The 25,197-nt window shown below is 63.1% G+C and carries 20 protein-coding genes, 3 pseudogenes and 1 riboswitch; of the genes and pseudogenes, 15 read left to right on the top strand and 8 right to left on the bottom strand.

Features of this window, described 5'->3' with window-relative positions:
- The first annotated feature begins 958 nt into the window (after positions 1–958).
- The 9 genes and pseudogenes from HGO92_RS16035 to HGO92_RS16070 form a co-directional block, all read left to right on the top strand.
- The gene (locus HGO92_RS16035) at positions 959–2,122 is read left to right on the top strand and encodes a hypothetical protein (RefSeq protein WP_240974688.1); all 1,164 of its coding nucleotides are present in this window, start codon (positions 959–961) and stop codon (positions 2,120–2,122) included.
- Positions 2,103–2,582, top strand: a complete 480-nt coding sequence (locus HGO92_RS23815) for a hypothetical protein (RefSeq protein WP_240974689.1) — start codon at positions 2,103–2,105, stop codon at positions 2,580–2,582. Before HGO92_RS16035 ends, HGO92_RS23815 begins: the two co-directional genes overlap by 20 nt.
- Before the next feature lie 840 nt (positions 2,583–3,422).
- Complete coding sequence (locus tag HGO92_RS16040) at positions 3,423–3,887, top strand: hypothetical protein (RefSeq protein WP_240974690.1); 465 nt, start codon at positions 3,423–3,425, stop codon at positions 3,885–3,887.
- 120 nt (positions 3,888–4,007) lie between these two features.
- A complete protein-coding gene (locus HGO92_RS16045) occupies positions 4,008–4,145 on the top strand; it encodes a hypothetical protein (RefSeq protein ID WP_205834577.1) in 138 nt (45 codons plus the stop codon).
- Between the two features lie 31 nt (positions 4,146–4,176).
- A complete protein-coding gene (locus HGO92_RS16050) occupies positions 4,177–4,926 on the top strand; it encodes a cytochrome c biogenesis CcdA family protein (protein WP_169996584.1) in 750 nt (249 codons plus the stop codon).
- 47 nt (positions 4,927–4,973) lie between these two features.
- A complete protein-coding gene (locus HGO92_RS16055; RefSeq protein WP_240974691.1) occupies positions 4,974–5,585 on the top strand; it encodes a TlpA family protein disulfide reductase in 612 nt (203 codons plus the stop codon).
- A complete protein-coding gene (resB, locus tag HGO92_RS16060; RefSeq protein ID WP_169996586.1) occupies positions 5,582–7,216 on the top strand; it encodes a cytochrome c biogenesis protein ResB in 1,635 nt (544 codons plus the stop codon). The genes HGO92_RS16055 and resB overlap by 4 nt, the downstream gene beginning before the upstream one ends.
- On the top strand, positions 7,213–8,232 hold the full coding sequence (ccsB, locus tag HGO92_RS16065; protein WP_169996588.1) for a c-type cytochrome biogenesis protein CcsB: 1,020 nt from the start codon (positions 7,213–7,215) through the stop codon (positions 8,230–8,232). The genes resB and ccsB overlap by 4 nt, the downstream gene beginning before the upstream one ends.
- 75 nt (positions 8,233–8,307) lie before the next feature.
- Positions 8,308–8,516, top strand: a pseudogene (locus HGO92_RS16070) (transposase); the annotation flags it as partial.
- A gap of 1,145 nt (positions 8,517–9,661) precedes the next feature.
- On the opposite strand, the gene HGO92_RS16075 reads toward HGO92_RS16070, so the two are convergent.
- Entirely contained in the window at positions 9,662–9,865 is a 204-nt protein-coding gene (locus tag HGO92_RS16075; protein WP_169996590.1) for a hypothetical protein, read from the bottom strand.
- Positions 9,866–10,247: 382 nt separating this feature from the next.
- On the bottom strand, positions 10,248–10,643 hold the full coding sequence (locus HGO92_RS16080) for a VOC family protein (RefSeq protein ID WP_346768988.1): 396 nt from the start codon (positions 10,641–10,643) through the stop codon (positions 10,248–10,250).
- 696 nt (positions 10,644–11,339) lie between these two features.
- Here HGO92_RS16080 and HGO92_RS16085 point away from each other — a divergent pair.
- From HGO92_RS16085 to HGO92_RS16095, 3 genes are all read left to right on the top strand, one after another.
- Positions 11,340–12,323: a hypothetical protein gene (locus HGO92_RS16085; protein WP_169996594.1), complete on the top strand. Its 984-nt coding sequence runs from the start codon at positions 11,340–11,342 to the stop codon at positions 12,321–12,323.
- 485 nt (positions 12,324–12,808) lie between these two features.
- Entirely contained in the window at positions 12,809–13,117 is a 309-nt protein-coding gene (locus tag HGO92_RS16090; protein ID WP_169996596.1) for a hypothetical protein, read from the top strand.
- Between the two features lie 93 nt (positions 13,118–13,210).
- Positions 13,211–14,506 carry a prolipoprotein diacylglyceryl transferase gene (locus HGO92_RS16095; protein ID WP_169996598.1) on the top strand — a complete coding sequence of 432 codons (1,296 nt, stop codon included), beginning with the start codon at positions 13,211–13,213 and terminating at the stop codon, positions 14,504–14,506.
- A 268-nt stretch (positions 14,507–14,774) separates the two neighbouring features.
- Here the strand turns inward: HGO92_RS16095 and HGO92_RS16100 are convergent.
- The 5 genes and pseudogenes from HGO92_RS16100 to HGO92_RS16120 all read right to left on the bottom strand — a co-directional run.
- A pseudogene (locus HGO92_RS16100) lies at positions 14,775–15,998 on the bottom strand (ISAzo13 family transposase); the annotation flags it as partial.
- A 199-nt stretch (positions 15,999–16,197) separates the two neighbouring features.
- Entirely contained in the window at positions 16,198–17,388 is a 1,191-nt protein-coding gene (locus tag HGO92_RS16105) for a heparan-alpha-glucosaminide N-acetyltransferase domain-containing protein (RefSeq protein WP_169996602.1), read from the bottom strand.
- A gap of 1,041 nt (positions 17,389–18,429) precedes the next feature.
- Positions 18,430–19,110 carry a DsbA family protein gene (locus tag HGO92_RS16110; RefSeq protein WP_169996604.1) on the bottom strand — a complete coding sequence of 227 codons (681 nt, stop codon included), beginning with the start codon at positions 19,108–19,110 and terminating at the stop codon, positions 18,430–18,432.
- Between the two features lie 189 nt (positions 19,111–19,299).
- Positions 19,300–19,473, bottom strand: a complete 174-nt coding sequence (locus HGO92_RS16115) for a hypothetical protein (protein ID WP_169996606.1) — start codon at positions 19,471–19,473, stop codon at positions 19,300–19,302.
- A gap of 302 nt (positions 19,474–19,775) precedes the next feature.
- Positions 19,776–20,459 carry a DUF305 domain-containing protein gene (locus HGO92_RS16120; RefSeq protein ID WP_169996608.1) on the bottom strand — a complete coding sequence of 228 codons (684 nt, stop codon included), beginning with the start codon at positions 20,457–20,459 and terminating at the stop codon, positions 19,776–19,778.
- 174 nt (positions 20,460–20,633) lie between these two features.
- Here HGO92_RS16120 and HGO92_RS16125 point away from each other — a divergent pair, with 174 nt between their 5' ends.
- Entirely contained in the window at positions 20,634–21,056 is a 423-nt protein-coding gene (locus HGO92_RS16125) for a four-helix bundle copper-binding protein (RefSeq protein ID WP_169996610.1), read from the top strand.
- Positions 21,057–21,414: 358 nt separating this feature from the next.
- On the opposite strand, the gene HGO92_RS16130 is transcribed toward HGO92_RS16125, so the two are convergent.
- Entirely contained in the window at positions 21,415–22,308 is an 894-nt protein-coding gene (locus tag HGO92_RS16130) for a C40 family peptidase (protein ID WP_240974692.1), read from the bottom strand.
- A gap of 4 nt (positions 22,309–22,312) precedes the next feature.
- A riboswitch (cyclic di-AMP (ydaO/yuaA leader) is annotated at positions 22,313–22,485 on the bottom strand.
- A gap of 936 nt (positions 22,486–23,421) precedes the next feature.
- Here HGO92_RS16130 and HGO92_RS16135 point away from each other — a divergent pair.
- Positions 23,422–23,826 carry a hypothetical protein gene (locus HGO92_RS16135; RefSeq protein ID WP_169996612.1) on the top strand — a complete coding sequence of 135 codons (405 nt, stop codon included), beginning with the start codon at positions 23,422–23,424 and terminating at the stop codon, positions 23,824–23,826.
- A gap of 707 nt (positions 23,827–24,533) precedes the next feature.
- A pseudogene (locus tag HGO92_RS23820) lies at positions 24,534–25,040 on the top strand (divalent metal cation transporter); the annotation flags it as partial.
- Positions 25,041–25,197 lie beyond the last annotated feature (157 nt).

A 25,197-nucleotide genomic window follows, 5' to 3' on the forward strand; every position in this document is an offset into this window, starting at 1 on the left:
CAACATATGACTCAACGCAAGAGGTGTGGGCCGTTGCGCCAGCCGCAGCTCAGCGGGGGAAACCGGGCGCTCTTATGCTTTCCACCCCAGGCGAGTGGCTCCGTCAAACGGTGGCAGTCCTGCCGAAGCCTGCCTTTCATCCGTCCCCAGTACCTGGAACAAGGTACGAAGGGCGTGGCGGAAAGTCAGTCGTTCAGCAAATGCGATGGGACGGGTCCGGAGCCTACATGGAAAACGCGATCATCGCCTAGTACACGCCGCCGTTGGACCGGTCAACCGACAACGGTGCTCTGACCACCATCGTCACGAAATGAGGCGCGCACTCGATCTGGCTTGAACGCTACGTCGTCATGAATTCCGTCGCCGCAACAACACAAATCCGGTTCCGGCCGCTGTCGACTTCTCAAACTGGGGCTGGCCAGTCGCGTGCGTAACGGGGTTACCCGGATTGCCTTACACGGTCAGCTGCGAGCCCTGGTACTTCTCGACGGCTCTTAGCCCCTGGGCCATCCAGTACGGAAGCCGTCATGGAGCCTATCTGAATGCGCAGTATGGCTACGCCGGACAGACCTCGGACATGGCGGAGGAGACGGCGTGCTAACAGTTGCCAGCCGGCCAATTCGTTTCATGATCCCGATCTTGTTTGGCCTTGGCCATCGATGCGGGAAAACCATACCGTCGTTGACAGCTCGGATTCGCGGGCTTTATTTACGGTTTTCGCTTCGTCGCCTGCGATCCCAAACTTTTCTCCAAGGTGGCCGCTGCAAGCTGTCACAATCACCATCCATACGTAATTGGGGTACGGAAATGATGACAGTAGTTGGGGAATTTACTGACTTGCCTGGGACCGAAGGAACCGGGGTTCCAAACGGCCTCACGCGCACGATATTTAGAGGACTAGTAAGGGCCGGCGTAGCACCCGTCATAATATGCGGGCCCAGTTGGTTGGAGCACGGCCATGGATGAGTTGGAAAACAACGGCGAGCAAAACGACGATGGCGGGGCCTCCTTTGGCGAGAACGCGCCGGTGAGCCGCTGGAGCTTTGTGAAATACGGGGCCGCCGCAGGGCTCGGCGCGCTGGCACTGGCCGGTGCGCAGCCGGCCCATGCGCGAACCACGACGCCGACCGAAGAGGCTGAGGCACCCGAGCCCACCGATCTAGCCGCAGGACTGGCGACCGGCGTGGCTACTGAAGAGGCTGAGGACCTGGAGCCGACTGACGAGGCGACCGACGAAGCTGAGGATCTGGAGCCGACTGACGAGGCGACCGACGAAGCTGAGGATCTGGAGCCCACTGACGAGGCGAGCGATGAAGCGGAAGCTCCGGACGCAAAGCTGCTGGAATCGGACCGGGAGGTGCTGGACGTCTACATCAACGAGGGCTACCTCAAGATGGTGGATGACTCGCTGGTCTACTTCCGCGGGTTCGGCGACCGCCCCACCGAGAAGAACGATGCCAATCCCAGTCTCACCATCAAGCCCAAGGTCTTCCTGAAGGACGACACCTGGGTGGACAGCCGGATCTACCCGGTAGGGGCACCGGAACCGCCACGCGGTACGCCGACGCCGCTGCAGCCGGATCCGAATAATCCGGGCCAGTACTACGTCCGGAGGAGCTACTGGGGCAGCTTTATGCCCGAGCGCGTGATCGTTGCCGAAACCGGCAGCAAGATCACGCTGCGCGTGCACAACCGGCTGGCCAAGGAGCACGAGTTGGCCATCCACAAGGCCGGCGACGACGGCGAAGATGTCAGCACGGGCAAAATCGCTCCCGGCAAGGTCGGCATGCTGGAACTGAAAGCGCCGGAACCCGGTGTCTACATCTACAGCGATCCGGGCAACCAGCCGGTGGAACGGACCCTGGGCCTGTACGGAGCGCTGGTGGTCATGGACCCGTCGGACGCATGGTGCATCTCGCCGGACGCAGCCGAGTTCGAACGCCAGTGGGTCTGGCTCTGCCATGCCGTCGATCCGGTGTGGGCAAACATCGAGGCCAAGGGCGGCACGGTGGACCCGGTCCGGCAGAAGGCCGTGCCGCGGTACTTCACGCTCAACGGCCGCAGCGGGTACGAGTCCATGGGCATGACCCGCAACGGAGGCGTTGAACCGGGCCGCCGATGAAGAGACCACCATTTCTGGGTACCCGCGGCAGTTCGACGCCCGGGAGTTCGCCGAGGGCTCGGCCATCGGCTCACTGCGCGGCGGTCAGCTGGTGCGATTGGTCAACTGCGGGATTGTCTACCACCAGATGCACTTCCACGGCAACCACCTGTGGAGCGTGCGCTGCAACAACGTGGACTGGCCCCGCACCGAGGGGTTCGTGGATGAGAACGGGTACGTCTGCATCCAGCAGTGGGAAGACGTCATCAAGGTCAGGGGGATGGAATCCAAGGATGCCATTATCCCGATCAAGCGGCCGCCGGACGCGGTCGATCCGGTCTGGCATGCACGGAAGGAGGACTGGGCGTACCCGATGCACTGCCACTCCGAATCCTCCCAGACCGCTGCCGGTGGTATGTATCCGGGTGGTCTGACCTCCCACTGGATCCTTAAAGCGCCTATCGAAGGTGCATCATCATGATGGAGCACCGCTCCCGGCCAATGTTTTGAGATTCCAGAAGCGGAGGGCGGCCGAGACACGTGAAGGCGTTAAGCCGAGAGAATCGCGCGTTGCGAGGAAGAGCGAACGGACCAACAAGTACGCGCCGCGGTCGCTCCCCGCTTGGTGAAGCGCGAGCTGCACGAACACACTGGCCCTGGATCAAACGGGGTGCCCGATGCTTCATCTCATCCGCGATGGACACGCCGGCGCGGTTAGCCTGGAGGACGAGCCCTCATGCCGGTTTCCGCGATCATCGTCGCGCTTAATGCCCAACTGCTTCATCCGAGGAGACCTGGGTAGGCACTTGTGAATCCTTTCCTGCTCTCTCCAACCGGTTCATGGACTAAATCCGTCATCGTAGGAGCACCGGTTGCCCTCCTCGCTTGTCTTAGTCCGAGGTTGTCCTGCTGCTTAGGTTGGGAACCGAGGGCTGTCGGGTTCAGCGAGACGCCGCCCAAAGGTGCGACATTCATTCAATGGATGAAAAGAAAGCAGTTCTACGGCCCTAAGTTCGGAGACAACACTTTGTTTCATGCCCCAAGGCTGTGGCTGCAATCATCAGGTCCCCTCGGCCGCCGGTCCGCCAGCCGTTGCTTTCGTGCGGTGCTAAGAGCAGGTGGCCGCAGTGCTCGATGTCAGTCTCCACGATCACTTTTCCCTGAACGCCGAACTGGCGCCGGCCCATGCTGACCAGATCACGGCAAGTGATGACGGCCAGTAACGGCCGGACCGGGGGCGGGACTTGGCGGATTCGCCGGTGGCCCCACCCTTCGATACCCTTGAGCACGGGGGCGGGACTATTTGGCAGGAAAGGCAGGAATGATGAGCTACCCCATCAATTCGCACCTTTCCCTGTCTCTGCAGCACTCTCTGGTACTGCTTTTGGGGTTGGCCGCGGTGATCGCCGGGATTTTCGGGGTGCATATCCTCAACGTGTCCTATCTTGCCCCGGATATGAGCGCCGTTGAGCGTACCACGTCAGTCATGGCCGTCTCCGGTCACGACGTGGGGGCAGCGACTCAAGGGGCGGTCGCACCGGAAGTAACTGCGCCCGAACCTCTGCAGGCTGCAGGCTGGGCCAACCTGTGCGAAAGCGGGCACACCTTGATGGGCGCCGTCTGCGTCCTGATGACCATCGTGGCCGGTGTCGTGCTGCTTTTCATCCCTCAACAGCTCCGGGTGGAAAGCCGCCGTGGTCTGCGTGCACCCCCGCAGCCGGCGATGTTGGTCCCCTCGGGCCTTTATTCTCCTTCGCTCGTTCAGCTCTCTATCAACCGTACCTAGAATCGGCGCCTTCTCCCATGCGGGGAAGGCCCGTTTCCGCATGCCCTGCAGCAGGTGCCGGGCACTGTGTCACTGATAGCCAGCAGTTTTTTGAGCACACTTTTCCGAAGGAATCCCGCCATGAAGCGCTTTACCGTCCTTCCAGCAACCGCCGTCGCAGCCCTCTTCCTGACCGGCTCGGACACCGCATCCCCTTCCGCTGCCTCTTCCGGCGTTGCCGCCGACCGTAGCAGCGTGGACGCCAGGTTCGCCCATTGATTGGGGTACGCACCGGGCCGGAGGCATACCGTTGACCATTGGAGTGTATTTCGCGGAGATGGTGCAGTCGGGTGCGCTGCTGATAGCAGTTCCCCTGGCGATGACCGCAGGAATCGTTTCCTTCATCTCCCCCTGCATCCTGCCGTTGGTGCCCGGCTACCTCGGGTATGTCTCCGGCCTGGCCGATCCTGCCGCTCCGGATAACAGGCGCCGGGTGATGACCGGTGTCGGCTTGTTCATCCTGGGATTCGCCGCCGTGTTCACGCTCTATGGCGCTGCATTCGGCGCGATCGGCGGGTGGCTGCTGCGCTGGCAGGATCTCCTCATCAGAGTCCTCGGCATATTCGTCATCGTCATGGGCCTGGTGCTGATCGGAAAGTTCTCGCTGATGCAGCGGACCATGCGGCTGCCGGTCAAGCCGAAAACCGGCATAGCAGGGGCTCCCTTGCTCGGTGTGGTCTTCGGCCTCGGCTGGACACCCTGCATGGGACCGACGCTCAGCGCGGTACTGGCGTTGAGCACGACGACCGGCGGCGCCTGGCGCGGCGCATTGCTCGGCTTCGTTTACTGCCTGGGCCTGGGCATCCCGTTCGTCATGGTCGCCATGGGCTTGAACTGGGTGACGACCACACTGGCCTTTATCCGTCGCCACATCCGGACCTTCAACCTCATAGGCGGCGGCCTGCTGATCCTTGTCGGGGTCCTGATGGTCTCCGGCATCTGGATGCTCTGGATCTACCAGCTCCAGAACCTCGCCGGAACCTTCCTCACACCCGTCTGACGGGCCGCAGACGCTGCTCGATGAACCGGACTTTGAAAGAAAGAATGATGAAACTCTCCCTACTGAGCCGCCGCCAGGCCGCTGCCGCTGCTGTTCTTGCCTCGCTGCTGATTTCCGGCTGCGCAGTCGAAGATCCGTTGGCGGAAAAGGTCAACGCCGGAACCAACAGCTATGTAGCCGGCGACGGTTCGGTTGCCGAATACGCTGCAGAAATCCGCGGCGATACTGTCCGGTTCAGCGGTCAGCTTTTCGACGGAACGACGGCGGCCAACGATGACTGGGCAGGCCAGGTAACCGTGTTGAACGTCTGGTATGCGGCGTGTGCGCCGTGCCGGGTTGAAGCCCCTGACCTGTCCGCCCTGCACGCCGAGTTCGAGCCTCAGGGCGTAAAGTTCTACGGGATCAACACCCGCGACGAGGCACCCACCGCAGCCGCGTTCGAGCGCTCCTTTGGCATCGAATATCCGAGCTTCAAAGACAAAAACGGCCAGATCCTGCTCGCGCTGACCGACTACGTGCCGCCCCAGGCCGTACCAACGACCCTCGTGCTGGACAAGGAAGGCCGCGTCGCCGCCCGGATCCTGGGTATCGCTGAAAAAAGCACCCTTAAGGCGATTATCGAGGACGCCTTAGCCGCTCCTGGCCCCGAAAAGCCATGACCACCACAACGAGTTCCCCGCCGCAGAAACCTGGCCGCGAGGACGTCGCTATGCCCCGGCTGGGCCCGACGGGGATGCTGCGCTGGGCCTGGCGTCAACTGACCAGCATGAAAACTGCCCTTCAGCTGCTGCTGCTGCTGGCAGTGGCGGCCGTGCCCGGGTCGCTGTTTCCCCAGCGTCCGGCGAACCCTGCCGTGGTGACCCAGTACATTCAGGACAACCCCGGGTTAGGACCGTGGCTGGACCGGTTCCAGCTGTTCGATGTTTATTCATCGCTCTGGTTCTCCGCCATCTACCTGCTACTTTTCGTCTCCCTGATCGGGTGCGTCATCCCGCGGGCCGTCCAGCACTGGAAAGCGCTTCGCTCCCAGCCGCCACGGACCCCCCGGCGCCTGTCCAGGCTGCCTGAATACGGCACAATGACCGTCGCCGCCGACACGGACCTGACCCCGGGCCGGGCCATCGAGGACGCAGCCAACGTCCTCCGCCGACGCGGCTACAGGGTGCAGTTGCGCGATACCGGCACGGACCTGCCCTCGGTGGCAGCCGAACGTGGATACCTGAAAGAAGCAGGCAACCTCGTCTTCCACACCGCGATGATCGGTGTGCTGGTATCCATTGCCGTCGGCGGCATGCTCGGCTACCGGGCACAGAAGCTCATCATCGAAGGCGAGGGGTTCACCAACGCCGAACTTGGCTACGATTCCTTCTTCCCCGGCACCAACTTCAACCCCGGGGCGCTCGTCCCGTTCTCGCTGACGCTCAACGATTTTGACGTCACGTTCGACCGCAACCCGGCCAGCTACGGCAACCCCATAGACTTCACGGCGGATATGACAGTCCAGGACAGTCCTTCGGACACGCCGCGGCAGGAAACCCTGCGGGTCAATGAACCTATCGGTTTCGGCGGCACGAACGTGTACCTGATCGGCAACGGTTACGCCCCGGAGATAACGGTCCGCGACGGCGAAGGTAACATCGCACTCCAAGGACCGGTCGCCTCACTTCCCACCGATGCCACTTATAACTCGACCATCGTCATCAAGGCACCCGATGCCCGGCCCGACCAGCTCGGTTTTGTTGGCTTCTTCCTGCCCACGGCCATGGTGGACGAGGACGGGGTGGCCTTCGGCTCGGATCCGGACCCGTACAACCCCCAGCTGAACCTCAACTCCTACACCGGGGACCTCGGGCTCGACGACGGCAACGCGGTTTCGGTTTACCAGCTCGATACCACCGAGTTGACGCAGCTTAACGGCAGGGACATGCCGGACGGCGGCATTGTGCTCGGCGCCTACCAGACGTACGAACTTCCGGACGGCAAGGGATCCATCACCTTCGAAGGGCTGAAACGCTACGTAGCCCTGGACATCGTTTACGATCCGGGCAAGGCGGGGGCGTTGGTCTTTACCACGCTGGCGTTGTTCGGCCTGATTATCACGCTCACGACCGCGCGGCGCAGGGTCTGGATCCGTGCCGGCCAGCACGAGGACGGACGCACCATGGTCGAGTACGGGCTTCTGGCCCGCGGAGAAGACCATTCCCTGGCCAAGGAAGCCATCCGGATCGGATCGGCCCTGACCGCACACTGGAACAAAGCGAACGATCAGAACAGGCAGGCAACACCATGACAACGGTCAACGAAACCCTGGGCCAGTACAGCGAGCTGTTCATGCTGCTGGCCGCCCTGACCTACACGGTTTCATTCATCGCGTTCGCCGCCGACTTGGTGCGCGCGCGTAAGGTCACGACGGCGCCGGCGGAACCGGCGCAGGAGCCGGCGCTTGCGGCTGCCGGCACCCTGGGAACAGTGCAATGGTCCCATGGTTCCGGTGCCGGCAAGGCAAACAACCACAACGACGCCGTGGTGGACGACGCCATGGGCTACAAGGCCCTGCGGCGGCCCGCGGCGCGAATCGGCGTCGCCGTCGGTATCCTGGGCCTGGTTGTCCATGCCGCCGGTGTGGTCACCCGCGGTATCGCCGCCCACCGTGTGCCGTGGGGCAACATGTATGAATTCACGACAACCGGCGCCATGCTGGTCATGGCAGTGTTCCTCACGGCGCTGCTGTTCCGGGACCTGCGTTTCCTCGGAACCTTCATCACCGGCCTGGTCCTGGTCATGCTCATGGCCGGAGCGATCGCGTTCCCCACCCCTGTTGCGCAGCTCATCCCGGCCCTGCAGAGCTACTGGCTCATCATCCACGTCTCCGTCGCGGTCCTGTCCGCGGCGATCTTCACCCTGACGTTCGCGCTCTCAGTCCTGCAACTGGCAAAAACCCGCCAGGAAAAAAGCGGCAAACCCCGCACGGCCGGGCTGCTGCGGCTGGTGCCCGGCCCCGTCAGCCTGGAGCAGCTTGCCTACCGGCTCAACGCCATCGGGTTCATCCTCTGGACCTTCACCCTCATGGCGGGCGCCATCTGGGCCGAGGCTGCCTGGGGACGCTACTGGGGCTGGGACACCAAGGAAGTATGGACCTTCGTGATCTGGGTCGTCTACGCCGGTTACCTCCATGCCCGCGCCACCCGCGGCTGGGACGGCACCCGGGCGGCCTGGCTCTCGATCACCGGCTACCTGTGTGTCATCTTCAACTTCGCGGTGGTCAACGTCTACTTCCCCGGCCTGCACTCCTACTCCGGCCTCTAAACATCAAGGCCGGCCACGCCGCCGGCGGCAGCCAATACTCCCGACTGCTGCCGGCGGCAAATACCAACAACGGCCGAGCACCTCGGCCACGAGCACGGCGGGCTCCGATCGCGGCAAACATGCGCAATAGCACCCGTTCCAAGACCGTGTTGACCGAGATCGGGCCGGTGGAGATCGAGGTGCCGTGGGACCGCGAGGGATCCTTCGAGCCGCTGATCGTGCCCAAGCGGAAACGGCGCTTGGACGGGGTCGATCAGATCGCGCTCTCCCTGAACGCCCGGGGTTGAAGACCGGGGGTGAGGTGGAAGCCTGCGCTCCTCAAGGACTCGATTCCGATGCGGACCTGGGCCGAATGGGACGACGCCCGGCCGGGTTTCGTGGAGAGGCAACGGCGCGTGCAGGAAGCTCCCGCCGGTTGTGGGGCGGGGGCGAGACCACCGTCGGGGCGACCTCAGGGTGGTTTGGACCGCAGACAGCAAGAGGACTAGTCGGAAAGTCGCGCTGCCGCCCGCTTTTTAGGACCTTTCAATCCCCCAACTTTGGGGCCCGCAGAGACCGTGACAGCACCCGTCTGAGCCGCGAGACTGGGCATGCCCGGCGGCTTCATGGTGCCCTCCAGAAGCTGTCGGGACCACCACCCGTACGGGCAGATACCTGCAGCGGATATGTCGGCTGCGGCCGCATTCCCGCGCCCCTGTTGTGGCCCTGTGAAGTAGCTGTACGTCCTTTCCTGGCGCCGCAGGGTGTCCCTCAGCCCCGGAAGTGCTTACGCTCTTCTCAGGCTCAAGAAGCGGACCGACAAAACATTCATCGTGTGGAGCGCGTTCATGAATCGGTCACCAGGTTCTTCCACCAGCCCGGGGCGTCGAGCCAGCCTTCAGGGCCCGCACGAGGCTGACCAACCATCGCACCCTACGACACCGGTCCGGCCGGGAAGGGTGGGCGAGGCACTGGTGAGGAAACCGAATGCTGATCAGCCACGCGTCGCTGCCGCCACCGGGCGACAGGGAAATCTTCAAAGAAAATCTTGTAGCGGCGAAGATCCCGGGCATTCGTGGACGATCAGCAGCTGAAACATCTGGGAACCCTGACAGTGCAGAGACACCAAATGGCCGAAAGCCTGCTGGAGATGCTCTCCTCCATTCCTGACGGCGCCCCGGAAACTCCTGCGTTGAACCGCAGCCCATCCCCGGGAAGACCAGCAGCGGCTGCTCTGTGCGGCAGTGGCAGACCTTCACGACCTCGATGAGGTGCTGCACCGTCTCAGGGACATCGACGCTGCAGGCCTTGCCCGCAACCAGACGCGGGGATGCGGGCGTAACCGTGCGCGCCGGGCAGCAGTTTATAGCGCCGATAACAGCGCGGCTGAAGAATCCGGTAAGCATGGACCTGTGAGAAGGGGTGCTGGTGGTCAGCATCCTGCAAAAACTCAGGTTGGATGCCGTAAGAGGCGCATCGTTCCGTAATCCGTGCCAGATAATACCTCGTTCAGGATCGGCAAACCGCGGGTGAACCACAAATAAAGTCCGGCGCCAATGAAAAGAAGCACCACGATGGCCAGGAAAATGATCCACGGCAGGTAAGTGGAGCCGCGCAGCCGCGCCAACCAGCCTCGGTTCGGCTTACTCTCCATGAGACCGAGCATTCGCCCCGCGCTTCGGAAGGACCTGTACAGCTGCTGTGACGCTGCTGTGAATATCGGTTTGCAGCTGTTCCCGAGCGAAGGATCGGGATGTGCAATGCCGCGCATATGGCAACTTTACTCAAGCGGCAGCAGGCGTAGCTCCCTCGGATCCCCCTGCTTCGCCGAGGGAGCACACCCTTCGGGACGCCCCGCGACCAGTTAGCCAACCCCTCCCCCGGAATCGCCTAAAAGCGGTATCTCGGTGGAGCATCCGCGGTCAAACGTAGCACCACCCCTGGGAAATAGACAGAGAAATGGATGGCAGAAACATGCCATCTTCCGGCAGTGCTTCGATGATTCCGGGACCGCCCCTGCCGGCCGGCGCGTATGACTACTGAGGGATTGTGGAACAGATCTCGATCAGGTTTCCGCAGGTATCGTCCAGCACGGCCATCACGCAGGTTCCCACTTGAGCCGGTGGCTGGGTGAAGCGGATGCCCCGGAGACTGAGTTGCTCGTATGCCGCTGCCACGTCCTCGACTGCGAATGAGGTAAACGCGATGCCGTCAGCGACGAGGGCCTCTTTGAATACCTTGATGGCCGGGTTTGCATCGGGCTCCAGAAGCAGCTCCACACCGTCCGGGGCTTCGGCGCTGACCACGGTCAGCCATCGGTATTCACCTGCCGGTTGGTCAGTTTTTAGGACGAAACCGAGGACATCGGTGTAGAAGGCGAGTGCTTTTGCCTGATCGTCGACGTAAACGTTTGCTAGAACGATTCTCGGCACGGTGACTCCTTCGTTTCCAACCATTTTCCCCTACTATCAGCGTTTCCCTCGTTCAGCGCACCGAAAAGGGCATGCAAACAATCTTTCAGGGAAAAGGGCACTGGATGCCAGCCCTTCATGACCCCGGTACCACCCGCAAATTTCAAGGGTTGGCACCAACCCGGGACAGGTTATGGGTGGGTATGACCAGAAGAGGCGTCGCTTCTACTCGCGTGGCACCGACCGTCGGTGCTTTGTCTCAACCTGTCGGGCTCACGCCAACAGTTTTGAATGTTTCGTATTGGCCGGACCTGCCCTGGGCCGGCAGCTGCATTTTCCGCGCCGAGGCTATCGTCTGCAACTACTGAGCGCGATGTTTAGTTCCGGGCCGCTGTACGCACGTCACGGCCATCGGCCATCGGCCAAGAGAGTCATACATGACATCCCAAATCGATGAGCTGCCTGGATCATGGAAAGCTTCCCGGGCCTGGGCTGGCTGGATACGGCTAATAACCCGCCGGAGTGGGAGAGGAAAAAAGGGGCACTTTTATCTTTACCCGGGCAAGAATGATGCCGACTTCACCGCTTTCGCAGCCGCACGTGTAGCACTTGACGCCCGGCAAGGTTCACAATGGCTGGGACGGCTGCATTAGGGGGACGATTCCCGTGACTCCAGCACAAGTGGTTGCGAAAACTTACCCGGCACCGGTTCGTGACTTGGTCACCGGTGTGATCGGTACGTGGCTGCTGCTCGCTGTGTATCTCGACGGCTGGGCGCACTTGAATGATGTCGGGACGGAGACGTTTTTCACGCCGTGGCATTCAGCATTGTATGCCGGTCTGGGGATGATTGGCATCTGGATGGCTGTACTGATGCGGCGTGGCCGCCGGCAAGGGCTGCCGCTCCGCCACTCTCTGCCCAAGGGGTATGGGGGGACGCTGCTGGGAATCGGCCTGTTTGCCTTGGGCGGGTTACTCGATGTGGCTTGGCACGAGCTGTTTGGCATCGAGGTGGCACTGGACGCATTAGTCAGCCCGACACATTTGTTGTTGGGAGCCGGTGGAATGCTGATCCTCGGCACGGGTGTTCGTAGTCAGCGCACGATGAGACCGTCCCGGCCGTGGGCTGCCCCGGCGATGTTGTCTTTGCTGCTCGTGACCGGTCTGGCGGCGTTCTTTCTGGTCTATACGTCAGCTTTCATGTTTTCTGCTCCTCTCATGGAGTTTGTTCCTGTCCCCGAAGGTGCCCCGGGGCACGAGGAGGCAGAGCTGCCGGTGGTTGCGGCGCTGGGCGGATACATCGTCACCACCATGTTGTTGATCGTTCCGATACTCTATGTGCTCGCCTCCGGCAGCCGGATTCCCCGCCTTACGGTCACCGCGGTGGTTTCGACGGTTGCGTGGCTGTCCGTGGGAATCGCCAGCCTGCCTTCCGCCGCGGTGGCCGGCGCCCTCGGTGCGACCGTGGCAGCAGTGCTGACGGATCTTGTATTAGCCCGCGTGCCCGTCGAGCTGACGCGGCGGTGGCTCCCCGTTGCGGCAGCGGGAATCGCCGTGTTCATATGGGCGGGTCAGCTCGCAGGGCTTGCCATAGCAGAAGGACTTGGCTGGCCGGTATCGCTTTGGGCCGGTGTGGTGGCGCTGAGCGCCGGTGTCGCTGCCGGTTTAGCTGCACCCTCGAGTGCGGTACCGGAATTGTAGACGCCTGTGAATTCATTCACTGATTTTGGAACGGGTTGCGATGGTGGCCGGCCCTGGTCTCTAGAGAACTGTCCTGGAGCTGAGGCATCTGGCAGTGTGGCAGCGGCGCGGCGTCCCTGCCGTATGTCTCTCCGTGTTGAGGATCTGCGTGATGATCGGCACGTATACGTCACGACAACGCAGGCCGTCGCGACGGCGAAGACGGCGGCGAGCAGCACGCGGCCCAGGTGCGGTTCCGGCTTCGCTGCTGTCGGGGCCGTTGTTCATCCCCATCGGGGCAATGCTGCGGCGGTCCGCCCCCTCGCCTGCCGGCTGTAGACTGGCGCGGTGGCTGCAAGTGCTTAGTGCGCTGCCCGATGCTATAGCCGCTACCGCGAAGACGAGCCGGAGAGTTGGTGGAATTGGCGCTGAGGACGCGGGCCGGATATCGGTCCTCTGACGGGGCTTTGCGCCTTCGGTGGGTCTTTCTCAAGGCCTGCTTCGCCGTGCTCCTGGCATTGGTGGCGGCGCCGCTGTGCAGTTTTCAAACCAGCCCGGACGTTTCATTCGCCTCGTCGTACCAACCCGTCTCGCAATCGGATGCACAGATTCCCGCCGGTGCCCCTGACTACGCCGCGGCCTGTGACCAGGGCAACGACACAGAGAAAGCCACCAGCGGCGTCGGCGCCGTGGCTTTGGGCACCGCCCCCGCCGGACTTGCCGGCGCCCCGGATCCGTCTGCCCGCCGCGCCGTGGTGCAGCCCGGCCCGGCAGTAGTGCCTGGCTTAAAACCGACAGGGATACTCCGCCTATAGGCCGGCCATCCGGATCAGGTGGCACGGCGTCTGTCCCGTGGCCACCGGTTTCCGGTTGCCGTCTCCTGTCGAGCCACTTCCCAAAGGTTAGCCATGTCCCAAAAACGTAAGTCCACCCGCCGCAGCCCGAAACCTGCTGGCCGAAGTCCTCAATCCGGCCCGCAGAAGCAGGACCAGAATGCCGCCGCATGGGCCGAAGTCCGGCGCAAGCTTGAACAAATCGACGCCAGCAAACGGGCGCAACCAGCCCTGTCGTCCAAGCCCCGGGCCGCGGCCGCGCGGGGGCAGAAATCCAGCCGTCCGCCGCAGGCCCCCTTCCGGATTCATGTTGATCCGGAGAGCGTCCGGCCTCTGAGTACCTTGGAAAGAGCTGTTGACGGGCTCGATCCACAGTCAGTGGCGGTAACCTACTGGCTCGATACTGCGGGCTGGGCCGGTAGCCGCCGGGTGACCGTGCGCTTCCGCGGTCTACTCTCCGATGCCGACGCCAACGAGTCGAACACTTTTGTCCGTGATGAAGTCGTTGAGGATATCGAACCGGACACAGGCAGAATTGCTGTCACGCTGCGCCACAAAGTGGCCCAACGGGGCATCTGGCGGGTGCGTGCCACGCCCGTCATGGACGGAGTCGAACAGCCCGAACGGTCGCAGCTTTCCGATGTCCGGACGCGGTACCATCTCATCGCGTTCGGTCCGGGGGTCAATGTGCTCTCCTGGCCGCTGCTGGTCGGCCTCGGTGCCCTTTTTGCGCTGGTGCTGCAGGTCCTCTTCCTGGCCGCGGGCGGCTGGCCCTGGTGGCAGCCGTTCCTTATAGCAAGCATAGGAATTCTTGTCGGCATCGTTGGCGCCCGCCTGTGGGCACTGGCCCTGCACCGGAAACCTTTGCGCCAATTCATGAGCGCAGGGGCGTGCATACAGGGCTTCATTGTCGGGGCTGTTCTGGTCATGCTGCTCGGATCCCTGGTCTTCCAGATACCGCTTGGCGTCTACTTTGACCTGTCCGCGCCCGGCATTTTCCTTGGACTCGCCGTCGGCCGCCCCGGATGTTTCCTCACGGGCTGCTGCTACGGCCGCCCCTCGGCGGCGAAGTGGGCCCTTTGGTCTTCGGACCGCCGTGAAGGCCGCAGGCGCTATCCGGTCCAGCTTGTCGAAGCGGCCATGGCACTGTTCATCACCATCCTCGCGTTCGTCGCCGTCCTGGCTTTTGATACTGCCGGTACCGGCGCTGTTTTCGTCATCGGGATGCTGCTCTACATTATCGGCCGCCAGTTCCTCTTCCCCCTGCGTAAGGAATCCAGAACGGCCCGGGGCAGACTGCTCACTATCCTGGTATCCGTGGCCGGCATCCTGCTCACCGTCGGCTATGCGGTTCTCCCGAACCTCGCTTGACGTGCGGCGGGCCGCCACACCACCCGCGGACACGGCCAGCACCGGCACCTCTTCACCCCGGGTGGGTGCTTTCCGGGTCCCGGACGAGGGGAAGGACTCATACTCGGCCACTCCGCGGCTCCCCCTTGTGTCAGTTTCAAGGCGCCTCAGCCTGGCAGCCGGGACGGACAGAGCGGCCGGACGAGCCCGCGAACATCAGTAGCTGGGCGAAGTCAGCGCCGTCGAAGAGAGCATCGTTCACCTGCGCCGGAGGGGCACCAGTTTAGGGCCTGTCGGTTTTGGGGTTGAGGGTGTAATTCCACTCGCCGTGCCAGTCGTGGCGGATGAGCGCGCCGCTGGTCTCGAGGTCCTTCATCTGTTGGTCGGGGATCTTCACCCCGGTGGGGTACTGGCTCGTGTCGAGCTCGGCCTGGACCGTCAGCCCGGTGCGGGTGGTGGTCGCGGCGATGGTGTTGACGATGACGTCGTGGCTGGTCAGGGGCCGTCCGCGCCAGTTCATCGAGATGTGGGAGAAGAGGCGGTGCTCGATCTTGTTCCACCTGCTGGTCCCCGGTGGTAGGTGGCAGACCGTGATCATTAGGCCGGTCTGGTCGGCCAGGGCGGCCAGTTCGGTCTTCCAGGCCCGGGTGCGGTAGCCGTTGGAGCCGCCGCCGGCGGCGATCAGCAGCCGCGACGCGCCCGGGTATGCGGCGTTGCCGGTGGTGCGCCACCAGGATCGGATGGTGTTGACGGCGAACGCGGCGGTATCGTGGTCGGCGCCCACCGAAACCCACCCGGCGTTCGCGGCCACGTCATAGACCCCGTAGGGGTTGGCCTTACCCAGGGCCGGGTCGATGCAGTCGTGGACCTTCACCCGCTCGGGGTCACCGGCCGGGCGCCACTCGGCCCCGTCGTTCTTGTCCGCCCCGACGAGCTCCTTCTTCTTGGTGTCCACACTGATCACCGGCTGCCCGGCGTCCAGGTGCTGCTCGGCCTGATCATTGAGGTAGGAGAACTGCCCGTCCCGGTCCGGATGCTGCCCGCCCTCGACGGTCTTGGCGTTGGATTGCAGGCTGAACCCCTCAGCGCGCAGCAGCTTCGCGACCGTCTCCTGGCTGACCCGGTGCCCCGCCGCGGTCAGCTCCGCAGCCAGGTGGCGCACCGACAGGGTCGTCCAGCACAGCGCCGAGGTCGGATCACCCCGCCGGGTGGGCTCTACCAGGGCCAGCAGCGCCGGTGCCAGCTCCGGATCGGCCGCCGCCGCCGGCTTGCGCCCGCCGCCAGCCCGGCGCACCCGACCCAACGGCTTCTCTCCCAAGTCCAGCTCGGCCACACCCTGCTGAACACGCGACCTCGATGCCCCCGAGGCACGCGCCACAGCCGCGATCCCACCACGGCCCAGCGACCTGGCCTCACCGGCGAGCACCAGCCGCGCCGACCGTTCATCCAGATGCGGCAGCACCGCCTCGAACTTCGCCCTCAACGACGACTCCACATCCGCACCAATGGCCATACACCATTGTCACGTACCAAACGCCAAACGGAGTGGTTATTTATTACTGACGTTTCCTTAGCCCCGGCCGGACCTCCTGGTGCGTCCGTCATGACCGCTTTTCAACCGTCCCAAGGCACGAAACCAGGCGATACGTCGTTTGGTTCCCCCAAACCGGATACGAAGGCCCCCTCCCCGCCCTTTCCTTCCATCCGGACGGTTAGCGGTGCCGGATACCGCTGCCGCGGATGCCGTCACGGGTGAACTGGGAGAACGTGGAGGTCATCGATTCCAGCGGGCCGCGCCAATGGAAGGCGGCAAAGACGGTTCCCAGCGCGAGGACGATGATTACCTGGAACCAGTACAGCACCCCGTCGGACACGCCCGGAATCGCATCCGCCCAGCTCATCGTCCAGACGTGGGCTGAGTACAGGGACAGTGTCATCGCTCCGGCCCCGGAGAGCGGCAGCAGCAGCCCAGGCAGCCTGCCGGTCAGCAGCAGGCACACGGCCAGCACGATAGCGGCCGTGCCGGAGGTGTGCAGCAGGTCCAGGCTGGAGCCGGCGTGCGGCGAGGAGGAGCCCAGCCACCACCAGGAATCCTCCTGCTCGATCCAGCCGAGGTTGACCTGATAGATGATCTCGAAATCGGGCCGCTGCGCCCCCTCCGTAGCCGCCACCTGTTCATAGCCGCCCAGCTGCCCCATCACGAACCAGGACACCGCTTTGGCGCTGGCCGCCGCCGCGATTCCACCGGCCAGAAGCCGCAGCTGAATGGTGGTGCGCAGCAGATCCAGCCGGCCGATGGCCAGGCCGATCAGAATGTAGGACAGCCATTGCAGCACCGGGTAGAACCCGGTGAGGAAAAGATCGGAGAGCAGCGCCGCCGGAGTGAAGAAGTCTTCGATCACCACGTTGTGCTCCAGCACGCCGGCCGGCTGGACGTTCTCCAGTGCCCACGGGCGCAGCACAAACGCCAGGACCGGGGAAAGTAACAGCCAGCCGCCGGCCCACGCCGCAAGGACCCGCAGCCGAAGATGCAGGAAAGGCAGGGCACACAGGAAAAGCACCGCATAGTGGACCATGATGATGGCGATATTGACATTCAAGTAGCCCAGCAGCATTCCGACGAGACCGATGAACGCCGCCCGCACGGTGATGGCGGTGCGGTCGGCCCTCAGGTCCCGACCAGTGTGCGGACGGCTGCCCCCGGTCAGCAGGGCCAACCCGACGCCGGCCAACACCGCGAACAATGCGGACGAACGACCCGAAAACACCAAGCCGACAACATTGGGCTCGGCGGTCACGCCGGTGTCCCAGAGCGGGAAGACGTGGGCCGCCATCATCCCCAGCAGGGCGATGCCACGGGCCGCGTCAATGCCGGATATCCGCCGACGGGTTGTTTCTGCCATAAGCCATAATCCCACAGCCACCTGTCCGGATAGGTGCCGCCGGATTCCGACGGCGGCCCCGGCAGGCGCCGCCGGGCAGTTTGAGTCCCTGAATGGATTCCCGCTCATTGGAGTATTCCAGGTCACGGGCCGGACATGCCGGGCAACGACGCAACGACGCAACGACGCACTCTTGCACCGGCCGAGGTTCCGGACAGCACGGTTTATCCTCCCGACATCTGCAATCCTTCGCCTCCCTCGTCTCCTCGCCACGCATTTTTCACGGTGCCCCGTAAGCCGTCCTCGATCACGGATCTGATTTCCCCGCCAGGCATCGATGCCGCTGCGGTTCAAACATGCGGCGCAGCTGCCAGCATTTCCTTCCGCCCGCGACGGCCGGCATCACGGCATCTGACCCGTGGCCCGGATCACAGCAGCACTACGGTATTGTTTCCCTGCCTCCAGAAATCGGCGTGAAGATCCGTACGGAACGATCCAGATGTCCTAGTGTTCGACAGGCAGCGGAGCCCGCCGCCACTGCCCGCTTTCAGCTTCTCCCAAGGTTGCGGCCCTACAGTATCGAGTCCCTGCCGTGAGTGGCGGGACGAAGCGGGCCGGTTGCTGCTTCGCGGCAGCGCCGGTCCGTTTCCCCGGCACTTATGGGCCAGGAACAAGGCGCCCTTCGGCACCGGCCTCGGAAATACCCCCAACCCGTAGTTCCAGCAGTCGGTCCGGCATTGGTCATGGCTCCTCTACCACGTTGATCGGGTGTTTGTGCATCCCCGAAAAGGGGCACCACCTTTACCGCCCGTCAATTCTCTCCACACTCCTGATGGCACCGCCCGGACAGCGGTTCGACGGTACTGGGGAATCGGATCATGGTCGACCGGGGCAGGAATATGCCGGTGGCCTCAGACCAGCACACCGTGACTCGCAACGGAGCACGAAACGGGGGGGCAGGATTATGGCCTCGGAGATGACGGCTGGCAGCGGGAACGGATGTGCCCGGGAGGAGAAGTATCTTATGGATACGCAGCGTTGGGTGCCAGAGTTCAACGGGTATCAGGGGCGGGTGGCCGCCGCTTCGACCAGGTCCCGGAATTCGTCCAGGGTTTTGGGGTTTAAAAGTTTGCCGTCAAGGTAGAAGGTGGGTGCGCCGGCAATACCGAGGGCCTGTCCGTCACGCTTGTCAGCTTCGATGCGTTCCCTGGTCGCCGGGTCCGCGACCGCGGCGTCGTAGGCGGCCATGTCGAGGCCGAGCTCTTGGGCGTAGCTGCGGAAAAGCGAACTTTGATCGTCGTCGGACTCACCCCACTGGGTCTGGGTGTCAAACATCTTCTTATACATCTGTTCGTACTTGCCCTGCTGGGCGGCAGCTTCCGCCGACAGGGCCGCGTTCATCGAATTCTTGTGCCCCGGCAGCGGGAAATATCGGTGCACGAAGGTGATTTTGTCGCCGTAGTCGGCGCGCAGTTCCTCCACAAACGGGTACGCGGTCAGGCAGGGTTCGCACTCGAAGTCCAGGAACTCCACCAGGACGGCCTTCTCATCCGGTGCCTGGGAGAGGACCCGGCTGTTCTCGCGCACGACATTGCCGCCGTCGCCCGGTGCAGTTCGACCGTTCAGGTAGTTGTTCATCAGAAAGATGCCGATGATCGATCCGATGACGACGAGTCCGAGAAGGGACCAGGCGAGGATTTTCGCTTTTTTGGTTCTGTCCGTGCCTGCGGTGCCGGTTCTCATGTGTTTCCTGTTCCATCTTTCCGGCCGCAAGGCAGATGGTTCGGCTGCGGACCCGGTTCGATTCCCCGGAATACGAAGGCCGGCTCCGGCAGTACACGTAGGAAAGGATGCGAAGGCTGCTGGTTGCCGTCCGGACTGATGGCATTCTCCCAAGACGTACTGCCTGCACAGAACTGTGGGGAGACCGGCTCAGCGCGGGGGACCGGATTCATTCGTCTGGCGCCCTCCGCGCTCCTCGGCCTCTCGTTCTGCCTCGGCCAGCGCTTCACGCTCCTTCCGGTCGGCGTTAAAGACTGCCTTCATGGCGAAATAGAAGATCAACCCCACACCGGTAGAAGGTGCCAAGACCCACAGATACTCCATCCTTCCAATGTAGTCCCTTGCTCCGTGGTTGCAATGTAGTGCCTGCATGCCATGGCATTAGCCAAGCCGGATTGGTCGCTGCCCGTGTACCGCATGCCGGGCATGGCGGCACCACACCGCTGGGCAGCGGCATCCGCTGCCTGGAACCGGCGGCGATTGGCTGACCGGCCCCTGAGGGTATCCAGAGCCGCCATGCCACAGGGACACCTTGGCGTGTACGAACACGGGCTCAGCGTGTTCCTGGACATCGGATCCCGTCAGGGCCATGCCTTCACGCTGTTGCCGGATACAGGACCAGACCGTTATTGGGCGGCGAGCATGTCCTTCATTTCCTGGATCTCCGCTTCCTGGTCTTCGATAATCTGCTCGGCCAGGGCGACCGCTTCCGGGTTGGACCCGTTTTCGACCTGGTGTTCGGCCATCTGGATGGCACTTTCGTGGTGGGCGCTCATCTGTGTGAGGAAGAGCTCCTCGGCCTCGGCGCCTTGGGCGCTCTCAAGTTTTTCCATTTCCTCCGGGGTCATCATCTTCATTTCAGGCATGCCGCTCATCCCGGGCGAAGGGCTGCCGGTCATGCCTTCCATGTCAGGACCGCTCATGCCGGGGGACGCGCTGCCGCTCATCGTGGACGGTTCGTTCCAAGCTGTCAGCCAGCCCTGCATTGTTTGGATCTCGGAAGTTTGCTTGGCAATCATTTCGTTGGCCATGTCCGTGATTTTGGGATCGATCCCGTCCTTGGCCAGTATGATCTCGCTCATTTCGTTGGCCTGTTGATGGTGCGGAATCATCATTTGCGCGAACATCGTGTCCATACTGTTGTGCTCTGCCGCGGACGCAGATGTCGCCGCGGTAGTTGGTGCTGCCGGCGCCGTGGTTTCCGGTGAAGTGCCGCCACCGCCACCGCCGCATCCGGACAGGGCCACGGCTGCGGCGACAGCGAGGGCCGGCAGCGAAAGATACTGCTTGCTGACTGAGGTGTCCTTCATGTTTGCTACTCCAATATGGTCTCCGGCGCCGGAGGACTTGCATCGTCCCCGGCCTTGTACCTCAAAGGGGGTGCCGAGTGATGTGCCGGTAGCATCCGCCTGATAGTAAGGCTACTGTGCTTAAGAGGCGGCCGGTACCCGCCGGCCCGGAAATGGATGAAAAGGAGCAGGAAAATGACGCACATCAGCTCGATGCTCGACACCTACCCCAAGGACCTGGGCGGCGTGGACCGCCAGAAGCTCGCCGAGTGCATTGCCGCCTGTTTCGAGTGTGCCCAGAACTGCACTGCCTGCGCTGACTCGTGCCTCGCGGAAGACATGGTCGCCGACCTGACCAAGTGCATCCGCACCAACCTGGACTGCGCCGATATCTGCGCGGCCACCGGCAACGTCCTTTCCCGCCACACCGGCTATGACGCCAACATCACCAGGGCCATCGTGGAGGCCTGCCGCGCCGCTTGCAGGGCCTGCGCCGACGAATGCGGGAAGCACGCTCAAATGCACGAACACTGCCAGGTCTGCGCCGAAGCCTGCCGCCGCTGCGAAAAAGCCTGCGACGAGCTGCTGGCCTCGCTCGGACGCGTCGCCTCCGGGTAGGGAATCAATGCCGGTACCGGGCTGATCAGGAATACCTGTCCCTGACGCGGACACGCCGCCCCGGAAAGGGGGACAGGGGCAGCCCTCGCAGTCGCCAGTGAGGTTGGCTCGACAGCCAAAGGAACCCACCCAATGTTCACCGGCTGCCGGTCATACGAGGGAGGGGATAAGGAGCTGGACATGGAGCTTCCCGTTACCCTGGGTTTCAAGGACGCCGAATCGCCGCCCTGCTGAGTGGGCCCGGCGGGAAATTGCAAGAGGCCTGCAGCAGACAGACCCTGAACCAGAACTTAAAGAGGTATGCACCGTCGGCAGTTCCGACGATGCATACCTCTATTGCTGCCGCTGCTGCGGGGATTTACCGGACGGTGTAGTAACCGTCTACCGGCATCCAGCTGATCGGGTGGACCAGAGTGCCATCGCCCGGGTTCAGGGCACTGACCATCTTGCCGCCGCCCAGGTAGATACCGATATGGCCTCCGCCGTTCTGGGATACCAGGTCACCCGGCTGCGGGTTGCTGGTCGGCTTCATGGCCGCGATTTGCTGCTGGCTGGTACGGGGAAGGTCGATGCCTGCCTGGGCATAGACCCATTTGGTGAAGCCGGAGCAGTCCCACCCGGTGCTCGGTGAAGTTCCGCCGTAAACATACGGAGAATCCACCATGGACTTGGCGATATCGGCGATGCCGGAAGTACTGGCAGCATGCTCAATGCTAGAGCTGGCTGCGGCAACCGTGAAGGCCTCTTCCTGCGGTGCGGTCTGGGCCGGTGCTTCCGCCGGAGCCGGAGCGGGGGCCGGAGCAGCCTGGGCCGGGGCCTGGGCAGCCGGCGCCTGCGAGGCACCGGAGAGTTCGATGACGTCACCGGGGTAGATGATCGAAGTCCAGTCGAGGCCGTTGGCCGCGAAGAGATCGTTCAGGTCCACGCCGTACTGCGAGGCGATGGCACCGAGCGTGTCGCCGGCCTTGACAGTGTGGCTTGCAGCGCCTTCAGCGGAGGATGATCCGGGGCTGGCGTTGGCCGGAGCGGCAACGGTTTCAGTTTGGGTCTGGGCTGCGAAGTTGCTGGAATCCACTTCTGCAGCAGCATTGGCGGGCAGGCCGGCGCCGAGCATCAGGCCACCGGCAGCGGTGACAACTGCGGCACTGCGGCCAACGGTACCTGCGTGGGACGATACGGCCTTGGAAACTCCGCTGAACGGGTTGCTGCGGACCGGGGTGGCACGGTGGCGTGCGTGATTGTTCTTGAACAAGGTTGTAGCCTCTCCCAATGCCTGCGAGGTAAGCTGTCGGGTTCGGATGGGAGTCACCCGGCCGCGTTCCACCCCGGAAAATCGCTCCGTGTGAAGTGCGGCTTAACCCCAAGGGCTCTGGAGGGAGCCCGTAAACGTGGGTCCCCCGCCTCTGCCGAATGTCTGCGAACGGACTCGGAACGGTGGCAGAGTTAGGCAAAGCCATTCCGAGGGGGCCGGCCCAGGAAGCGCCGACGTGATTGCCACCCTACATAACGAATCGATAACTGCGCAAAACGGACACGCCGCCAACAGAAGGTTGCTGGGTGGTTTACGGTTAGTGTCCGGAAGGTGCACTCCGGACGGCGGGATAGGAATCCGAAGTAATCTCGGCGTGGTGATCCCGGAGCGGAGAAGCAACGCGAGGAACGGTTTCAGATCCCGCCTTCGCCTCTCGCGCACAATTAGGGGTCTGCACCTTCGGGTCGTACCACGGCACTGGCGCAGCAGGCCGCATGCCCCTCCCATCGCCATGCCGGGAAGCCTGACTGCCGGGTCGGGTTGCACAAGTTCCAGATCATGGCCGAGGTCACAGTGTCAATTGCGAAGAATGCGCAAGCTTGCCTCATCTTCCCATCGATCGGTGCTGAAAGCAGGATGATCGGTATTCCGCTGCCTGCCACGCTTCGGCAGTCGTTAGGTTGCGTCGGGCATCGGTCCCGGTCCCCCTGCTGATGGAAGGTGCCCGGCTCAGGCCGGAAGAAACCGAAACGAGACGCAATAGGACAGAGGCCATTAAATTAGTGGGCACCGGCCGGTTCGGAGGTTGGGATCCCTCCTGACCGGCCGGTGCCCTGTTCACTAGCGCCTAAGAGGCAGCTTCGACTCTAGCCGTCGTTTATGTGTACAAGAGCAACGTTCCCTGACAGCCAGCTGAACGGCTGCGGCGGCGATCGGACGAAAATCAGGGCACCCAGAACCGATAACAGCGAGACGGTTATGCCCCGGGCTCGGCAGGCGGTGCCCCCGGGGGGTGATCTGGCTCCCATCGCCGGTGCAACAGGAACTACTTCAGGTTAGGGGCAGTTCTTCAGGTAGGACCTTTGCCCTGATAATTGATGGAGCGTGCACAGGATGGTTGCCAATGATGGACTGGGCGTTTACGAGATTGTGGTGGCGTTCGCCCACATCGCCTTTGTTTTGTTTCTACTGGGCAGCGCGTTCGCCAACATCTTCCGGTTCCCGTGGTTCCTTTATGCGAACGATCCCAAACCTGCTGTGCAGCGTGTGACAGGTATGGGGGAATTGGTGATTGCGGGAGCTGTCAGCCTGCCGTACTTCTGGGGCGAGGGATCCGTCTTCATGATCGCGGTTGCCCTTGCATATGCAGGAGTTATCGCGTTGACCGGATTTTGGCGCTGGAAGCGGCGTCATGTCTTCAGGCCGGCAAACCTACTGACGCCGGCTTTGCTGGCTCTCACGTTCGCGGCCGTGAAAGCCGGCGAACTTGCCGTGCCTGTCCCGGAGGTCCAGGCGTAAACCCATGCGCGGCTGCCCGAAGCGGCCTTAGAGCCCTTCGCTTGCATTGCGGGTAACAGGGCGTTCAATCACAGCCGTGAAACCGGGATCCTCTCGATGTCGAGGTCCGGCTTAACGCCAACGGGACGGGGATTACAGGGCCTCAGCCCCGGCAACAGTGCATACGATCAACCTGCTGAGCCAAAGACAACGCGATGGCAGGAATCTGTCAACACACGCCAACCCACTATTTGAGCACACGACCCAACTAGGGGGATGAGTAAAGGAACTAGTGGAAACAGCAGGATTGATTCCCCCGGCCCCAGATATCTGAGGAAGCTGTATCAAGATGCCCCCGGATTTGGTAACCCGCCGATCCGAAGGTTTCGTGTTTAGCCTGGCCTGGATTTCACAGTTGCCAGCCGTGTGAGCCTTCACCCCACCCCCCGCCGAGCAAACCGGCGTCCAGACGGCGCCGTATTCGAGCGCAGGTACGACGTTCTCGCCGGGGACGGGTTCGCGGTAGGTGCCGCAGTTTAGCCAGCGGGATGCGTGGTCGCGTAAGCAACCGCCGGGGCGACATGATTAGCGCTCAGATCGTCGAACGTCTGCAGGCCCGCCACTTCGATGTCCTCCGGTGACGGCGGGGGCGGGTCGTTGATGCGCGGCGAAGCCATACCGGTCCCTCGCCAGGGCCGAGTGGAGAGGACCTGAAACAGCGGCAACGGTTGATCCGGCCGACGCGGTGGGATGTCGTCGGCGCCCTGCTGGTTGCCGGCGCGGTGACTATTTGCCATGCTTCTGCTGGCAGCTTCCAGCCTGCGCGGAACGGAAGGCACCGACACTATTGCCGGCGCGCATGCCGCGATTACCGACGCGCTGGGCCCGGTCGTCCGAGTGTTCTTCGGGGGCTGCTGGCTTCGGGTCTGGCGTCAACGTCGGTCGGCTGTTACGCCGGCGCGACCATCATGGGCGGCCTGCTGCACGTACGCGTTCCGTTGCTGCTGCGCAGATTCATTACCCTGATTCCCGCCCTGATCATCCTGAGGGCAGGGATCGAGCCGACATGGGCGCTTGTGCTGAGCCAGGTGCTGCTGAGTTTCGGCATACCGTTCGCGTTGATCCCGTTGATCCGTCTGACAGGGAACCGCGAGATTATGGGGATCCACGTCGGCTCCGTCCCGCTTCGAGTGGCCGGTATCGTCAGCGCCATCTTGATCGTCGGGTTGAACTGCGTACTGATCGTGCTCACGCCCTCCGGGCAGCAGCCACTGCGCAACCGTGCCTCGCGTCAGTACCCTGTCCCCGGTCCGGTATGGAGCGGCAGCAAGGCCTCCAGCCCTTCTTCACGAAAGGCCGCACACCAAAACCGCATCCGACTTTCAGCTGCCG

It is taken from the genome of Crystallibacter degradans (assembly GCF_012952295.1).
In the GTDB taxonomy this organism is placed as follows: Bacteria; Actinomycetota; Actinomycetes; order Actinomycetales; family Micrococcaceae; genus Crystallibacter; species Crystallibacter degradans.

What these genes read in the sequence shown, in the direction of transcription:
- ccsB (WP_169996588.1), top strand. Translation starts at nt 7,213, where the DNA reads ATGACAACGGTCAACGAAACCCTGGGCCAGTACAGCGAGCTGTTCATG.
- HGO92_RS16095 (WP_169996598.1), top strand. Translation starts at nt 13,211, where the DNA reads ATGTCCCAAAAACGTAAGTCCACCCGCCGCAGCCCGAAACCTGCTGGC.
- HGO92_RS16125 (WP_169996610.1), top strand. Translation starts at nt 20,634, where the DNA reads ATGACGCACATCAGCTCGATGCTCGACACCTACCCCAAGGACCTGGGC.
- HGO92_RS16075 (WP_169996590.1), bottom strand. Translation starts at nt 9,865, where the DNA reads ATGGAGAGTAAGCCGAACCGAGGCTGGTTGGCGCGGCTGCGCGGCTCC.
- resB (WP_169996586.1), top strand. Translation starts at nt 5,582, where the DNA reads ATGACCACCACAACGAGTTCCCCGCCGCAGAAACCTGGCCGCGAGGAC.
- HGO92_RS16115 (WP_169996606.1), bottom strand. Translation starts at nt 19,473, where the DNA reads ATGGAGTATCTGTGGGTCTTGGCACCTTCTACCGGTGTGGGGTTGATC.
- HGO92_RS16055 (WP_240974691.1), top strand. Translation starts at nt 4,974, where the DNA reads ATGAAACTCTCCCTACTGAGCCGCCGCCAGGCCGCTGCCGCTGCTGTT.
- HGO92_RS16040 (WP_240974690.1), top strand. Translation starts at nt 3,423, where the DNA reads ATGATGAGCTACCCCATCAATTCGCACCTTTCCCTGTCTCTGCAGCAC.
- HGO92_RS16035 (WP_240974688.1), top strand. Translation starts at nt 959, where the DNA reads ATGGATGAGTTGGAAAACAACGGCGAGCAAAACGACGATGGCGGGGCC.
- HGO92_RS16110 (WP_169996604.1), bottom strand. Translation starts at nt 19,110, where the DNA reads ATGAGAACCGGCACCGCAGGCACGGACAGAACCAAAAAAGCGAAAATC.
- HGO92_RS16105 (WP_169996602.1), bottom strand. Translation starts at nt 17,388, where the DNA reads ATGGCAGAAACAACCCGTCGGCGGATATCCGGCATTGACGCGGCCCGT.
- HGO92_RS16135 (WP_169996612.1), top strand. Translation starts at nt 23,422, where the DNA reads ATGGTTGCCAATGATGGACTGGGCGTTTACGAGATTGTGGTGGCGTTC.
- HGO92_RS16045 (WP_205834577.1), top strand. Translation starts at nt 4,008, where the DNA reads ATGAAGCGCTTTACCGTCCTTCCAGCAACCGCCGTCGCAGCCCTCTTC.
- HGO92_RS16120 (WP_169996608.1), bottom strand. Translation starts at nt 20,459, where the DNA reads ATGAAGGACACCTCAGTCAGCAAGCAGTATCTTTCGCTGCCGGCCCTC.